This is a genomic window from Devosia sp. LjRoot16 (assembly GCF_964252795.1).
GTDB lineage: Bacteria > Pseudomonadota > Alphaproteobacteria > Rhizobiales > Devosiaceae > Devosia_A.
The window spans coordinates 172,501-185,571 of record NZ_CAXUPH020000005.1 but is presented as its reverse complement, the minus strand read 5'-3'; the positions used below and the strand labels follow the sequence as shown (position 1 = coordinate 185,571).

General features: G+C 65.0%; 12 protein-coding genes and 2 rRNA genes (1 of these 14 only partly in view). 4 read left to right on the top strand and 10 right to left on the bottom strand.

What is annotated here, in order from left to right; translation table 11 throughout:
- Nucleotides 1-36 precede the first annotated feature (36 nt).
- The 3 genes from ACSQ23_RS22255 to ACSQ23_RS22245 form a co-directional block, all read right to left on the bottom strand.
- Complete coding sequence (locus tag ACSQ23_RS22255; protein WP_436091945.1) at nt 37-456, bottom strand: YciI family protein; 420 nt, start codon at nt 454-456, stop codon at nt 37-39.
- Between the two features lie 282 nt (nt 457-738).
- Nucleotides 739-2,016 carry an SEL1-like repeat protein gene (locus ACSQ23_RS22250; protein ID WP_436091944.1) on the bottom strand — a complete coding sequence of 426 codons (1,278 nt, stop codon included), beginning with the start codon at nt 2,014-2,016 and terminating at the stop codon, nt 739-741.
- A complete protein-coding gene (locus ACSQ23_RS22245; protein WP_436091943.1) occupies nt 2,013-2,867 on the bottom strand; it encodes an alpha/beta hydrolase in 855 nt (284 codons plus the stop codon). The genes ACSQ23_RS22250 and ACSQ23_RS22245 overlap by 4 nt, the downstream gene beginning before the upstream one ends.
- Nucleotides 2,868-3,017: 150 nt before the next feature.
- On the opposite strand from ACSQ23_RS22245, the gene ACSQ23_RS22240 reads away from it, so the two are divergent.
- Nucleotides 3,018-3,329: a (2Fe-2S)-binding protein gene (locus ACSQ23_RS22240; RefSeq protein WP_082533395.1), complete on the top strand. Its 312-nt coding sequence runs from the start codon at nt 3,018-3,020 to the stop codon at nt 3,327-3,329.
- Nucleotides 3,295-3,780 (top strand): bacterioferritin, encoded by a 486-nt coding sequence (gene bfr, locus ACSQ23_RS22235; protein WP_055877729.1) that lies wholly within the window; start codon nt 3,295-3,297, stop codon nt 3,778-3,780. The genes ACSQ23_RS22240 and bfr overlap by 35 nt, the downstream gene beginning before the upstream one ends.
- Before the next feature lie 260 nt (nt 3,781-4,040).
- Here the strand turns inward: bfr and ACSQ23_RS22230 are convergent, their stop codons facing one another.
- On the bottom strand, nt 4,041-5,819 hold the full coding sequence (locus ACSQ23_RS22230) for a tetratricopeptide repeat protein (RefSeq protein ID WP_436091942.1): 1,779 nt from the start codon (nt 5,817-5,819) through the stop codon (nt 4,041-4,043).
- Between the two features lie 32 nt (nt 5,820-5,851).
- On the bottom strand, nt 5,852-6,832 hold the full coding sequence (locus tag ACSQ23_RS22225) for an aldo/keto reductase (protein WP_436091941.1): 981 nt from the start codon (nt 6,830-6,832) through the stop codon (nt 5,852-5,854).
- 138 nt (nt 6,833-6,970) lie between these two features.
- Here ACSQ23_RS22225 and ACSQ23_RS22220 point away from each other — a divergent pair, with 138 nt between their 5' ends.
- Nucleotides 6,971-7,816: a hypothetical protein gene (locus tag ACSQ23_RS22220; RefSeq protein ID WP_055999050.1), complete on the top strand. Its 846-nt coding sequence runs from the start codon at nt 6,971-6,973 to the stop codon at nt 7,814-7,816.
- A gap of 89 nt (nt 7,817-7,905) precedes the next feature.
- Here ACSQ23_RS22220 and ACSQ23_RS22215 read toward each other — a convergent pair whose 3' ends face one another.
- From ACSQ23_RS22215 to ACSQ23_RS22205, 3 genes are all read right to left on the bottom strand, one after another.
- Complete coding sequence (locus ACSQ23_RS22215; RefSeq protein ID WP_436091940.1) at nt 7,906-8,910, bottom strand: alpha/beta hydrolase; 1,005 nt, start codon at nt 8,908-8,910, stop codon at nt 7,906-7,908.
- Between the two features lie 286 nt (nt 8,911-9,196).
- The gene (locus tag ACSQ23_RS22210) at nt 9,197-9,958 is read right to left on the bottom strand and encodes an ABC transporter permease (protein ID WP_055877740.1); all 762 of its coding nucleotides are present in this window, start codon (nt 9,956-9,958) and stop codon (nt 9,197-9,199) included.
- Entirely contained in the window at nt 9,955-10,884 is a 930-nt protein-coding gene (locus tag ACSQ23_RS22205) for an ABC transporter ATP-binding protein (RefSeq protein ID WP_055999042.1), read from the bottom strand. Before ACSQ23_RS22205 ends, ACSQ23_RS22210 begins: the two co-directional genes overlap by 4 nt.
- 178 nt (nt 10,885-11,062) lie before the next feature.
- Here ACSQ23_RS22205 and ACSQ23_RS22200 point away from each other — a divergent pair, with 178 nt between their 5' ends.
- A complete protein-coding gene (locus ACSQ23_RS22200; RefSeq protein ID WP_436091939.1) occupies nt 11,063-12,064 on the top strand; it encodes an ATP-dependent DNA ligase in 1,002 nt (333 codons plus the stop codon).
- A 323-nt stretch (nt 12,065-12,387) separates the two neighbouring features.
- Here ACSQ23_RS22200 and rrf read toward each other — a convergent pair.
- Nucleotides 12,388-12,503: ribosomal RNA gene (rrf, locus tag ACSQ23_RS22195) — 5S ribosomal RNA — on the bottom strand.
- Nucleotides 12,504-12,601: 98 nt separating this feature from the next.
- Nucleotides 12,602-13,071 (bottom strand): 23S ribosomal RNA (locus tag ACSQ23_RS22190) (it continues 2,259 nt past the right edge of the window).

Below are 13,071 nucleotides of genomic sequence, written 5' to 3'. Positions count from 1 at the left end.
TTTTCTGCCAGACCGGTGAGACGGGCAAGGCGGGTCTTACGCGACCCCGAGCTTGCCGCGTTCGCCCTCGCGCGGGGTGGAGAGCTCTTCGGGCGTCACGTAGTCGGCAAGGTCCGCCGCTTCCATGAACGGCCTGAGCTCGATCTCGTTCTTGCCGGGCATGGCAGGGTAGCGCTTGAGCCAGGCCAGCGCCTCGTCCATGTCCTTGACCTCCCAGATCTGGAAGCCGGCCACCAGTTCGCGCGTTTCGGCAAATGGCCCATCGATGATGGTGCGCTTGTCCCCATCGATGGTGATCCGCTTCGCCTCGGCTCCGGCCTTGAGTCCGGCGCCCGCCACCAGCACGCCTGCCTTCACCAGTTCCTCGATGAAGCGGTCCATCGCCGCGAACGCCTCTTTGGTCGGCGACTCGCCGTTATTGCCCTCGGTGGCTTTTCCCAACACCATCACACGCATCGTCTATCTCCTTGAGTGACCGCTCGCATCGAGCTGGTGCCACAACGACGAACGGGGCTTTCGCAAAAGGACATTGTCCGGAGGTTTTTCGACGATGTGCTACCGCCAGCGACGGCGCACAGTCGCCTATTCATGCTCGATGTCATCCCCGCGTAAGCTGGGACCCCACGGCGAGGGCCTTGCCCTCGTCCGTCTGTCCCTCGACGCGGGCTGCGAAATGGACCCCCAGCTTTCGCTGGGATGACAACCGAGTTTAGGGCCGGTTTGGGTGCTTATCGAAAGTCAGTTGTCGATCTTGCTCTTCGGATAGCTCTTCACTGTCGGCGTCTCGGTGGGCGCCTGCAGCGACGCCTCCAGCCGCTTGTGGTTGTCCGCCGCGGGCTGATAGCCGAGGCCGGCCGACTGCTGGTAAAGCGCCAGCGCCGTTGCGGGGTTCTGCGCCACCGCGAGGCCGTTCTCATAGAGATGGCCGAGGTTGTTGAGCCCGATCGGGTTGCCCTGGTCGGCTGCCTGCTGGGTGAAGCTCAGCGCCTTGTCGAGGTCGCGCACCCCGCCGGCGCCGTTGAGATACATCAGCCCCAGATTGACCGCCGCGTCGGTGTTGCCGCTTTGCGAAGCCTGCCGATAGAGCTGGCGCGCCAGTGCGAAATCCTGCGTCACGCCAGTCCCGTCTTCATACAGCAGCGCCAGGTTGCCCTGCGCCTGCGCGATCCCCTGGTCGGCCGCCTGCTGATAGAGCGCCGCGGCGCCTTCGAGGTCGGGGGCGAGGCCGTAGCCATGCTGCTTGAAATAGCCGAGCGCATTGAGCGCCAGCCCATGGTTCTGGTCGGCCGCCGCCTGGTAGAGGGCAGCGGCGCGAGCATAATCGGGCTCGCCCAGCGCCCCGGTTTCAAACAGGCTGCCGAGGTTGTACTGGGCGCGGCTATCGCCCTTGTCGGCGGCGCGCTGATACCAGGCCGCCGCAGCAACCAGGTCCCGGTCGAGCCCCAGCCCCTCGGCATAGAGCGAGCCGAGATTAGCCATCGCCCGCGGCAAGCCCTGCTCCGCCGCCTTGCGGTACCAGCGCGATGCCTCGAGGTAATCCTGCCCGACGCCTTCGCCGTAATCATAGGAGAGCCCGAGGCTATCCTGCGCCGGGGCGAAGCCGGCATCGGCGGCAAGCTTCAACAATTCCGCGCCGCGCGTCATGTCCTGCGCGATGCCTTGCCCGACGATCAGCATGTCGCCGAAACTGGTCTGCGCCAGCGCGTTGCCGGCTGTCGCTGCCGGCTCGAGATAGGTGGCCGCCTGCGCCGAGTCGCCAGCGACGTCATAGGCACGGCCGAGCCAGGCCTTGAGCACTGCCGATTCCGGGTCCTCGGCCAGCGCCGCGGTGCAGGCGTCGATGGCGGCCGCTGTATCCATGGCGCTGCCATCGAGGCCAATTTCGGCGTAGCCCGCTTCCCAGGAGCTCGCGGCCTTCGCGGCGCAGGCATCGAACAGCTCGCTGGCCAATGCCGGGGCGATCCCGAATCCGAGGGTCAGCACGGCGCCTGCCGCCAGCGTCTGTCGCAACCTCATCGCCCTGCTCCCTCTTTGCGCCCCCCGATCATAGCGTCGCTGTCGGGTGGCGCCAGCCGCAATGTGTGCGCGAGGAACTCGGCCACCTCGCCGGCGAGGCTGGAGCGGCGGCTGAGCAGGCTCCCCAGTTCGAGCAGTGTCGAGGGATGAGTGAAGCCGGGGAAATGCCGTTCGATGACGGCGACGCCGTGCTCGCGCAGCCGGTGGGCCAGCGCCACGGTATTCTGCGGCCCGACCACAGTATCGCCATCGGCGCTGGCGAGGAACATCGGTGGCGCGGCGCTGCTGACGAGGTTCACCGGCTGCGTCGCCAGCGGGTCGGCGGCGCCGCTGAAGGTGCGGATGCTGATCGGCACGTCGAACGGATAGAAATTGTAGGGGCCGGAGAGCCCGACCACCGCGTCGATGGCATCGGCCACGCCATAGCTCGGCTGCAGCGCCAGCATCACCGCGTTGTAAGCGCCGGCCGAATGGCCCGCCAGCGCCAGCCGCGACGCATCGCCGCCGAACCCGGCAGCATGCTGCAGTGTCCAGCGTACGGCCTCGGCGCAATCCTCGAGGAACACCGGATATTCCACCTCGGGCAGCACCCGGTAATCCGGCACGACGACCAGATAACCGAGCCCGGCGAGCCAGCGCGCCACGAAGGCGAAATCGCGCCGGTCTCCCTCGTTCCAGGCGCCACCATAGATGTAGATGACGACAGGCACCGGTCCGCTCGCCTGGCGCGAGCCATAGACATCGAGCCTCTGCTTCGGCCGCGCGCCATAGTTCAGCCCCGAGGCCAGCCGTCGTGACCGGCGATCCCCGGGGCTGGCGAAGTTGAGCAGACCAACGAGGGAGAAGGACATCAAAGGAACCTGAGAAAGCGCCCGGATAGATACGGATGGGGCCGGCGATGGTTTCGTGATTCGGCGTGCGGCATTATCTGACATTGACAATCAGGTTTCGTCGGCGCTCTATGCCGCCCGAACCTCACAGCCGACGCCGTTTTTCTGCCCATGCTTGTCTGCCAGTGCAATGTGATCACCGACAGGGAGATCAAGCAGGTTATCGTCGGGCTTTTGCGTGAGGATCCCTGGCAAATCATCGTGCCTGCGATGGTTTACCGGGAGCTGGCGAAGCGCTGCAAATGCGCCGGCTGCGTTCCGAATGTGGTGGACATTATCATCACGGTGACGGAAGAGTACCACCTCCAATTGGCCGAAAAACCCGCCGACGCACCCGTGGTGCACGCGCGGCTTTCGGCCATGCGTCGTAAGCGCCAAGGAGGTCGTAATGAAAGGCGAAGCACAGGTCATCGAGCGGCTTAACGAGGCTTTGTTCCTCGAACTCGGGGCCGTGAACCAGTACTGGGTGCATTTTCGCATCCTGAGCGACTGGGGCTACACCAAGCTGGCGGCCAAGGAACGTGCCGAATCCATCGAAGAGATGCATCACGCCGACAAACTGATCGAGCGCATCATCTTCCTCGAGGGTCACCCGAACCTGCAGCGCGTGGCGCCGCTGCGCATCGGCCAGACCATCAAGGAAGTGCTCGAGTGCGATCTCGCCGGCGAGTATGACGCCCGCAAGGCCTACAAGGCCTCGCGCGAGCTCTGCGAGTCGCTGGGCGACTATGTGAGTAAGAACCTGTTCGAGGAGCTGCTGGCCGACGAAGAAGGCCACATCGATTTCCTCGAGAGCCAGCTGCAGCTGCTCAATGCGATCGGCGTCGAGAAGTACGGCCAGCTCAATTCCGACAGCGCCGACAAGGCCGAATAAGGCCTTCTGTCGATCAAGATTCTGGAGCCGGCTGCCTGTGGCGGCCGGCTCTTTGTTTGGGGGTTCGGAGTGCTTGGCGCCCCTCACCCCGCGATAAGGCCTCCGGCCTTATCGCCGCCCTCTCCCCCGGGAGCGCTTATTGCGCCCCTTGGAGGGGCGAGGGGGCGTTGTGGCATCGACGGTGCAAAGTGCGTCCCCTCTCCCCTCTGGGGAGAGGGCCAGGGTGAGGGGTAGCCAAGCACGCGGACTGAGCAGTCGAGCTAACTCCGCGGCCCCGCCCGCATCGGCCCGATCTGCGGCTCCACGGTCCCGCGGTCGAGATCGGCCAGCCGGTCCGCCGCCATCGCGATCCCATGCTTTGCCGCCAGCCCATACCATTTCGCCGCCAGCACCGGATCGGCGGGAACGCCCCGGCCGTTCTGGTAGGCGACACCCAGCCCGAACTCGGCCGGCGGAAAATCGTGTTCCACGGCCGACCGATAGAGCGTCACGGCGCGCGCGGGGTTCTCGTCCACCCCATGCCCCCAGAGCAGCAGGTCAGCAAGCAGCGCCTTGGCCGGGATGAACTCACCATCGGCCGCTTCTTCGAGCAGCGGCACCGCTTCCGACTGTCGTCCACCGGCGATCAAGGTGCGGGCATACCAGGCCTTGTTCTCGAGCGACGCCGCATCCAGCGCCACCGCCTTCTCGCAGACCGGGATGGCGGTGTCGGCGTCGATCCTCTCGAGCTCGACGCCCGACACCTCAAAACCCGTCTCGTAGCGGGTCGCGGCGATCAGCCCGCAGGTCTGCTCGGCCCGTACTTCGGCCGCCCGGCCGGCGGCATAATCGTTGCCCTGCGCCGCGGCGAGGTCGAACAGCTCGATGGCGCGGTTGAAGTCGCGCGCCACGCCGGTGCCATCGGCATAGATCGCGCCGAGCGTCGACTGCCCATAGCTCGCGCCGGCATCGGCCGCCTGCTCGGCAAAGCTGCGCGCCGTCTCGAGATCGACCGGCACGCCCTCGCCATAGAGATAGGCCTGCGCCAGCCCGACTGTGCCGCCAACTTCGCCCTGGTCATGCGCATAGGAATAGAGCTCGAAGGCGCGGTCGAAATCCCGCTCCACCCCGCGCCCGGTGCTGTAGAGCTGCGCGAGGTTGGCGCTCGCCAGCGCATAGCCCTGGTCGGCGGCCATCTGGTAGTAGCGCGCCGCCTCGACCGCGTCCTCGCTGACCCCCTGCCCGGTCTCGTAGAGATAGCCGAGATCGTTCTGCGAATAGGAATCGCCCATCTCGGCGCCGCGCTGGAACTGCTCGGCCGCCTTGACGTAGTCGAGCTCGACGCCCTGGCCGAATTCGTAGAGCTGGCCGACGCCGTAGATGCCGACCACGTCGCCCTTGTCGGCGCCCTTCTGGTACCAGAACATCGCTTGCGCGTAGTCGAGCTCGACCCCGGCGCCGCCATGGTAGAGATAGCCGAGGTTGCTGGCAGACCGGGCTTCGCCCTGCTGGGCGGCTCGCATGTACCAGGAGGCGGCGATCGCGTCGTCCTCCGCCACGCCGCGCCCCATGTCGTAGGCAAAGCCGAGGCTGAGCTGAGCCGGCGCGAAGCCGGCCTCGGCTGCCGGACGCAGCACTTCGAGCGCCCGCACATCGTCGGTCGTTGCGACATAGCCGAGATCGCCGAACAGCACATCGGCCAGCAATTGCCGCCCCAGCGGGCTGTCGCCGGCCACCGCCGTCTCCAGTACCGGCAAAGCCGCGTCGGTCTGTCCGTCGGCCAGCAGGGCTCGCGCCAGCCACGCCTGGCTGGCCACCGCGTCAGGCGCCGCCTTCACCGCCTCCTCGCAGGCCGGGATGGCAATGGCCGGATCGATCCGGCTGAGCTCGCGGCCGAACCCCGCATAGCCGGATTCGTACTGCGACGCCGCGGCCATGCCGCAGATCGACGCGGTCGCCGCATCCTCCGCGCTGGCACTCGCCGGCAGCAGGGGGCCCGCCAATGCCAGTGCGGACAGAACGACATGACCTACGACGCTGTTCTTGCTGCACAATGCCACGACCAACCCCCTGCCCTTGCCGTCCATTGAGCCTAGCGGAAGCTCGCCGTCGTCGTCGAGTGATACGGCGACTCGAGCCGCGCCACTTCATCGGCGCTGAGTTTCACATCGAGCGCCCCCACGGCATCCTCGAGCTGCGCGAGTTTGGTGACGCCGACGATCGGCGCGCTCACCGGTTGCTTCTGCAGCACCCAGGCCAGCGCCACCTGCGCCATCTTCACCCCGCGCGCCCCGGCGATCTCGCCGACCACTGCATTGATCGCCTGGTTGGCCGCTTCATCCCTGAGATACAGGGTCTTGCCGTAGATGTCGGTTTCCATCCGCTCGGTGCTCTCGCCCCATGGGCGGGCCAGCCGGCCGCGCGCCAGCGGCGACCACGGGATGACGCCGATGCCCTGGTCGATACAGAGCGGCAGCATCTCACGCTCCTCCTCGCGCTCGATCAGGTTGAGCTGGTTCTGCATCGAAACGAAACGCGCCCAGCCGTGCTTGTCCGAGGTCATCAGCATCTTCAAAAACTGCCACGCCGCCATCGACGAGGCTCCGATGTAACGGGCCTTGCCGGCTCGGACGACGTCGTTGAGCGCCTCCAGCGTCTCCTCGATCGGCGTCGCCGGATCGAACCGGTGGATCTGATAGAGGTCGACATAGTCGGTGCCGAGCCGGCGCAGCGAGTTGTCGATCTCGGCGAGGATCGCCTTGCGGCTCAGCCCCTTGCCGTTCGGCCCCTGGCGCATCTCGCCATTGACCTTGGTGGCGATCACCAGTTCATCGCGCGGCGCCATTTCGAGCAGCACCTTGCCGACGATCTCCTCGCTCGAGCCGAGCGAGTAGACATTGGCGGTATCGTAGAAGTTGATCCCTGCCTCCCACGCGGCGCGCAGGATCGGCCGGCTCGCCGCCTCATCGAGCGTCCACTCGTGCGAACCCTGTTTCGGCTCGCCGAACGACATGCAGCCGAGGCAGATCCGGCTGACTTCGAGACCGGTATGGCCGAGGCGGGTGTATTGCATGGTGGGCACTCCGTTGTTTGTGCACGAGTTTAGCAGCCCTCAAGGGGCTACGGGCAAGTCCTGTGCGGAAATCCGTGGCGCGCATTGGCGCAAAGCGGACTGCTGCGCTAGTCTCAGTGGACTGGGGGACGCGCAAGAATGCTGATCCGATCGCTCGCCGTGCTCGCGCTGCTGCTGACGCCAGTCGCTTCACCGCTCGCCGCCATCCGCCCCGCCCTGGCGCAGAGCCAGCAGATCGCTGTCGCCGAACTGATGCGGGCGACGGCGCTCGACGAGGTCTTCACCCAATTCGGCGCCACCATCGCAGCCTCGGCCCGGGCCGAGGAAATCTCCAGTGACGAGATCTTTCTGAAGCATTGGGAGGCCACCGCGAAAGCGGTGTTCGATGCTGGCGACCTGCATCGCCGTTTGCGCAAGGCGCTCGAAGGCAAGTTCTCGGCCGACGAGCAGGCCGTGCTGGGGACATTCTTTCACTCCAGCTTCGGCCAGCGGATGACTGTCCTCGAGCGTGACGCGGCGCGGCTCGGGCCTGAGGCGCAGATCGCCGCGATCGCCGAAGGCCAGAAGCTGGTCACGACCGCGTCGGTGATCCGCCAGACCCAGATCGAAGCGCTGATGGAGCTGGTCTCGGCCGAGATATCTGCCGCCATGGTCGGCCAGTCGGTGCGGGCGCTGCTGCTCGGGCTGTCGGTCTCGCACCAGCAGGGCGAGGTCACGGTGCCCTGGCAGGAGATCGACACGCAGGTCGAGGCGATGATGCCGGGGCTGCTGGCCGATGTCGGCCGCACCCAGCGCGCCATGATGGCCTATGTCTATCGCGACCTGACCGATGCCGACCTCGACCGCTACATCGAGTTCCTCCGCACCCCGGCGGCGCAGAAATTCTATGCCGTCGCCGCCTACGCAGTGGGCCGCATCGTCGCTGACGGCATGTCGGCCTTCGGCGAAGCGTTCGCCGCCCGCATGCAGAGCGTCAACGTCTAGACCTGGCCGAGATGCCAGTGTGAGGGTCTCCCTCCCCCTTGCGGGGAGGGGACAGGGGTGGGGGTCAGCACGCGCCGGCCACTTGGCTGCTACTCGTTGCGCCGCCCGCCATCGATCGGCGCCAGCACGTCGTCCATCTTCTTGATCACCGCCGTCATGTTGCTCTCGGGCGGATCGGGGGTGAACACCGGACGCGGCGTGCCCGAGGGAAAGGCGCCGAAGGTCTGGAAGAACTCGACCATGTCGTTGAGGATCGGCATGCGGAACCGCATCATCGCGCCGAGCGCAATCACCGGCTCGAGGTGGCCGAAGCCTGGGTAGTATTTCTCGGTGACCCAGATGCCCTGCTCGCGCAGCTTCTTGGCCAGCGCCTCGGAGTTCTGCACCCGGACGATCGGGTCCGAGGTGCCGCTGGCGAGGAAGATCGGCGGCGCGTCGCTGGTGACGAGGTTGATCGGCTGCGTACCCTCAGGGCTCGGCGCCGGCCCGAAGGTGTCGCGCACCTGGTCGTACTCGAACGGGTAGAAATTGTAGGGCCCGGAAATGCCGGCGATCGCCCGGATCGGCATGGTGACGTCGTAGTCACGGCGGAACGAGGAATCGAGCCCCAGCATCACCGCGTTATAGGCGCCCGCCGAATGGCCGGCGACGAAGAAGCGGTTCGGATCGCCGTCATAGAGCGCGATATTGTCCTGGATCCAGCGCATTGCCTGCGCGCAATCCTCGAGGAAATCCGGATACTTGACCTCCGGCCACAGCCGGTAGTCGGCGATCACCGTCACGAACCCAGCCGCCGCCAGGGCCCGGCCGGCGAACTCGTACTCGAACTTGTCGCCGGCGCGCCAGCTGCCGCCATAGATGAACATTACCACCGGCGCCGTGCCCTCGATCTTTTCGGGACGATAGATGTCAAGCTTCTTGCGCTGCCCATCCGCATAGGGAATGTCGGCAACCTTCTTGACGCCCTGGTCCATCGCCTCGGCGATGTTGAACGGCGAAAAGATCGTTACCTGCGCCAGCGTCGGCAGCACCGAGGCAACGAGCAGCGACAAAGCAAGGGCGAACCGCAGGGCGGTGCTGAAAATCCTGGTCATTCGGGGGCCTGGTCAGTTCCGGAGTCGTGCCGACTGATGGCCGAGGAACCTGAAGATTTTGTGACCAGTTTTGGCGATGGCGTCACGGCCGAAACATATCTGCCGGAGCGTGTGGCACCCCCACCCTTGATCCCTCCCCACAAGGGGGAGGGAGACGATAGCTGCGCCGCCTCGGTTCTTGCGTCTCCCTCCCCCTTGTGGGGAGGGTAGCGAAGCAGGACTTGGGGTTTGCCCAAGTCCGTAGCGCAGCTGGGTGGGGGTGGCCGCAAGCTCGATGCCGGAATCGCTACGACTTCAGCCGATAGCCGGTCCGGAACATCCAGCTGACGATGCCGAGGCAGATGGCGAGAAAGCCGAGCGTCGCGGCGACGCTGATGGAAATATCCACGTCGGCGATACCGTAGAAGGCCCAGCGGAAACCGCTGATCAGGTAGACCACCGGATTGAACAGCGACACCGCCTGCCAGAAGGGCGGCAGCACGCTGAGCGAATAGAACGTGCCGCCGAGGAAGGTCAGCGGCGTGATGATCAACAGCGGCACCGTCTGCAGCTGCTCCATCCCCTTGGCCCAGATGCCGATAATGAAGCCGACAAGACTGAAGGTGATGGCGGTGAGCACCAGGAATGCCAGCATCCAGAACGGATGATCGATGCGGATGGGAACGAAGAACCATGCCGTCGCCAGCACCAGCACCCCAAGGATGATCGACTTCGTCGCCGCGGCGCCGACATAGCCGACCACCGTCTCGAACGACGACACCGGCGCCGAAAGCAGCTCGTAGATGGTGCCGAGGAATTTCGGGAAGTAGATGCCGAACGAGCCGTTGGCCACCGACTGGGTCAGGATCATCAGCATGATCAGTCCAGGCAGGATGAACGCGCCATAGCTGACGCCCTCGATCTCGGTGATGCGCGAGCCGATGGCAGCGCCGAACACCACGAAATAGAGCGAAGTCGAGATCACCGGCGAGATCAGCGACTGCAGCGGCGTGCGGAAGGTCCGCGCCATCTCAAACTTGTAGATGGCCTTTATCGCTTCGACATTCATGGCGCGTCCCTCACCAGGCTGACGAAAATATCCTCGAGAGAGCTTTCGCTGGTCCTCAAATCGCGGAAACGGACGCCGGCGCTGCCGAGATCGGCGAGCAGTCCGCTGATGCCGCTCCGCTCGCCCTGCGCGTCATAGGTGTAAACGAGGCTTTCGCCGTCGGCGGCGAGCTCCAGCGCATAGGGCTGCAGCGCCTCGGGCAAGGCATCGAGCCGCTCCTGCAGCGTCAGGGTCAGCTGCTTCTTGCCGAGCTTGCGCATCAGCTCGGCTTTCTCCTCGACCAGCACCAGCTCGCCATGCTGGATGATGCCGATGCGGTCGGCCATCTCTTCGGCTTCGGCGATGTAATGCGTGGTGAGGATGATCGTCGTGCCGGCGGCGCGCAGGCGCCGGATCATCGCCCACATATCCTTGCGCAGTTCGACATCGACGCCGGCGGTCGGCTCGTCGAGGAACAGCACCTCCGGCTCGTGGCTCAGCGCCTTGGCGATCATCACCCGGCGCTTCATGCCGCCGGACAACTGCATGATCTTGCTGTCCTTCTTGTCCCACAGGCTGAGCTCGCGCAGCACCTTTTCGAGATGCTCGGGGTTCGGCTTCTTGCCGAACAGCCCGCGGCTGTGGCTGACCGTGGCCCACACCGTTTCGAAGGCGTCGGTGGTGAGCTCCTGCGGCACCAGCCCGATCATTTTGCGGGAGTCGCGATAGTCACGCACGATGTCGTGGCCATCGACCGTCACCGTACCATCAGATGGCGTCACGATCCCGCAGATGATCGAGATCAAAGTGGTCTTGCCCGCCCCGTTCGGTCCGAGCAGCGCCAGGATCTCGCCGCGCTCGATCTCGAGGCTGACATGCTTCAGCGCCGCGAACCCCGATGCATAGGTCTTGGACAGGTCGGCAATGGTAATGACTGCATCCGGCATGTTCGCCCTCCCGAACTCCGTTAGGCCCACCATATGCGACGCGCTGCGGCCCAGTTCAACGAACTGTGAGGTAACTTCGACCTGCCCATATGGGCAGGCGAGGCGTTCTGACCGGACGAGACAGCGCCAGGCTGGTCGGCTAGCCTCGTTCCCACTTCTTCTTGGCAAGGAGACGCAGATGTCCGCCGACGCCGCTCCGCAGCAGATGCCGTTCGCCGCCATGGAGGCCCGCTCGGTCGAGGAGCTGCCGAAAGACGCCGGCTGGCAGTTCGAGCCGAAATGGGACGGCTTCCGCTGCATCGCCGTCAAGCAAGGCGGCGCTGTCGCGTTGTTTGCGAAATCGGGAAAGCCGCTAGGGCGTTACTTTCCGGATATGGTCAAGTTGCTTGCAGCGCTGCCCATCGGCGACTTCGTGCTCGATGGTGAGCTCACCATTCCGGTCGACGGGCATCTCAGTTTCGACGCCCTGCAGCAGCGTCTGCATCCTGCAGCGAGCCGGGTGAACAAGCTGGCAGCGGAGCATCCCGCCGTCTACGTGCTGTTCGACCTGCTGCTGGGGCCGGGCGCTCAGCCGTTGGCAACGCAGCCGCTTTCCGAGCGGCGTAAGGAGCTCGAGCGTTTCTTTGCCGCCATCCAACGCCCAGGTCTGCGTCTGTCTCCGGTGACCACTGATCGCGCCGAGGCGACCTTGTGGCTTTCTGGCTCTGGTGGTGACGTCGACGGGGTGATGGCGAAGCGACTTGATGCGGCCTATGCCGCGGGCGAGCGCGAGCTGCTGAAGATCAAGCGGATCCGTACGGCGGACTGCGTGGTCGGTGGCTTTCGCTATGGCGCCGGCAGCAAGCTGGTGGGCTCGCTGCTGCTCGGGCTCTATGACGAGGCGGGCAAGCTGCACCATGTGGGTTTCACCTCGGCGCTGGCTGACGAGAACAAGCCCGAGCTGACGCGGCGGCTCGAGGCGCTGGCGGATGGCCCCGGCTTTACCGGCCGAGCGCCGGGCGGTCCGAGCCGCTGGTCGACGGAGCGGACCGAGCGCTACGAGGCGCTGCGCCCCGAGCTGGTGGTGGAAGTATCGTACGACCATGTGAGCGGCGAGCGCTTCCGGCACGGGACGCGGTTACTGCGCTGGCGTCCTGACAAGCGTGCGGACCAATGCGGGATGGAGCAGCTGGGACGATAGCACCGAAGCCCGCAGTCGGGACTCCCTCTCCCGTTTACGGGGGAGGGGGGACCAGCCGACAGGCTGGTGGGAGGGGGGTGCGGCAGACACTGAGCCAAGCCCAGTCCGCCCACCATCAGTGCGTGGGGCTCCCCCCTCCCACCACGCTTTCGCGTGGTTCCCCCTCCTCCGCAGGCGGGAGAGGGAGTCGCGACTGCAAGTACGAGCTCAGAGGGGCGGTCTACCTTGCGGCGCGTTTGAGCGGACAAAGCAAAACCCCGCCGGCTTACGCGGGCGGGGTTTTGTTGTTTTCTAGTCGTATTGAGAACGCATGTTTTTGGCAGACCTGGCAGCGACCTACTCTCCCAAGCCTTGAGACTTAGTACCATCGGCGCAAAGGAGTTTAACGGTCGAGTTCGGGATGGGATCGGGTTCTGGGCTCCTCGCAATTACCACCAGATCGGCGAAAAACATGCGTGTGAATTCTGGTTTTGATTTGAACTGTTGGGTGCCGATCACTCGTTCCGTGCCGCTGTTTGCGGGCATGGATTAATGAGAACGATCAAGCCAATCGAGCTATTAGTACTGGTCAGCTTCACACCTCGCGGCGCTTCCACATCCAGCCTATCAACGTGGTGGTCTTCCACGGCTCTCAAGGGAATGCTCGTTTTGAAGGAGGCTTCCTGCTTAGATGCTTTCAGCAGTTATCCCGTCCGAATATAGCTACCCTGCAATGCCGCTGGCGCGACAACAGGTCCACCAGAGATTCGTCCAACCCGGTCCTCTCGTACTAGGGTCAGCTCTTCTCAACATTCCTACACCCACGGCAGATAGGGACCGAACTGTCTCACGACGTTCTGAACCCAGCTCACGTACCACTTTAAATGGCGAACAGCCATACCCTTGGGACCTGCTCCAGCCCCAGGATGTGATGAGCCGACATCGAGGTGCCAAACACTGCCGTCGATATGGACTCTTGGGCAGTATCAGCCTGTTATCCCCAGAGTACCTTTTATTCGTTGAGCGAT

What these genes read in the sequence shown, in the direction of transcription:
- ACSQ23_RS22255 (WP_436091945.1), bottom strand. Translation starts at nt 456, where the DNA reads ATGCGTGTGATGGTGTTGGGAAAAGCCACCGAGGGCAATAACGGCGAG.
- ACSQ23_RS22250 (WP_436091944.1), bottom strand. Translation starts at nt 2,016, where the DNA reads ATGAGGTTGCGACAGACGCTGGCGGCAGGCGCCGTGCTGACCCTCGGA.
- ACSQ23_RS22245 (WP_436091943.1), bottom strand. Translation starts at nt 2,867, where the DNA reads ATGTCCTTCTCCCTCGTTGGTCTGCTCAACTTCGCCAGCCCCGGGGAT.
- ACSQ23_RS22240 (WP_082533395.1), top strand. Translation starts at nt 3,018, where the DNA reads ATGCTTGTCTGCCAGTGCAATGTGATCACCGACAGGGAGATCAAGCAG.
- bfr (WP_055877729.1), top strand. Translation starts at nt 3,295, where the DNA reads ATGAAAGGCGAAGCACAGGTCATCGAGCGGCTTAACGAGGCTTTGTTC.
- ACSQ23_RS22225 (WP_436091941.1), bottom strand. Translation starts at nt 6,832, where the DNA reads ATGCAATACACCCGCCTCGGCCATACCGGTCTCGAAGTCAGCCGGATC.
- ACSQ23_RS22220 (WP_055999050.1), top strand. Translation starts at nt 6,971, where the DNA reads ATGCTGATCCGATCGCTCGCCGTGCTCGCGCTGCTGCTGACGCCAGTC.
- ACSQ23_RS22215 (WP_436091940.1), bottom strand. Translation starts at nt 8,910, where the DNA reads ATGACCAGGATTTTCAGCACCGCCCTGCGGTTCGCCCTTGCTTTGTCG.
- ACSQ23_RS22210 (WP_055877740.1), bottom strand. Translation starts at nt 9,958, where the DNA reads ATGAATGTCGAAGCGATAAAGGCCATCTACAAGTTTGAGATGGCGCGG.
- ACSQ23_RS22205 (WP_055999042.1), bottom strand. Translation starts at nt 10,884, where the DNA reads ATGCCGGATGCAGTCATTACCATTGCCGACCTGTCCAAGACCTATGCA.
- ACSQ23_RS22200 (WP_436091939.1), top strand. Translation starts at nt 11,063, where the DNA reads ATGTCCGCCGACGCCGCTCCGCAGCAGATGCCGTTCGCCGCCATGGAG.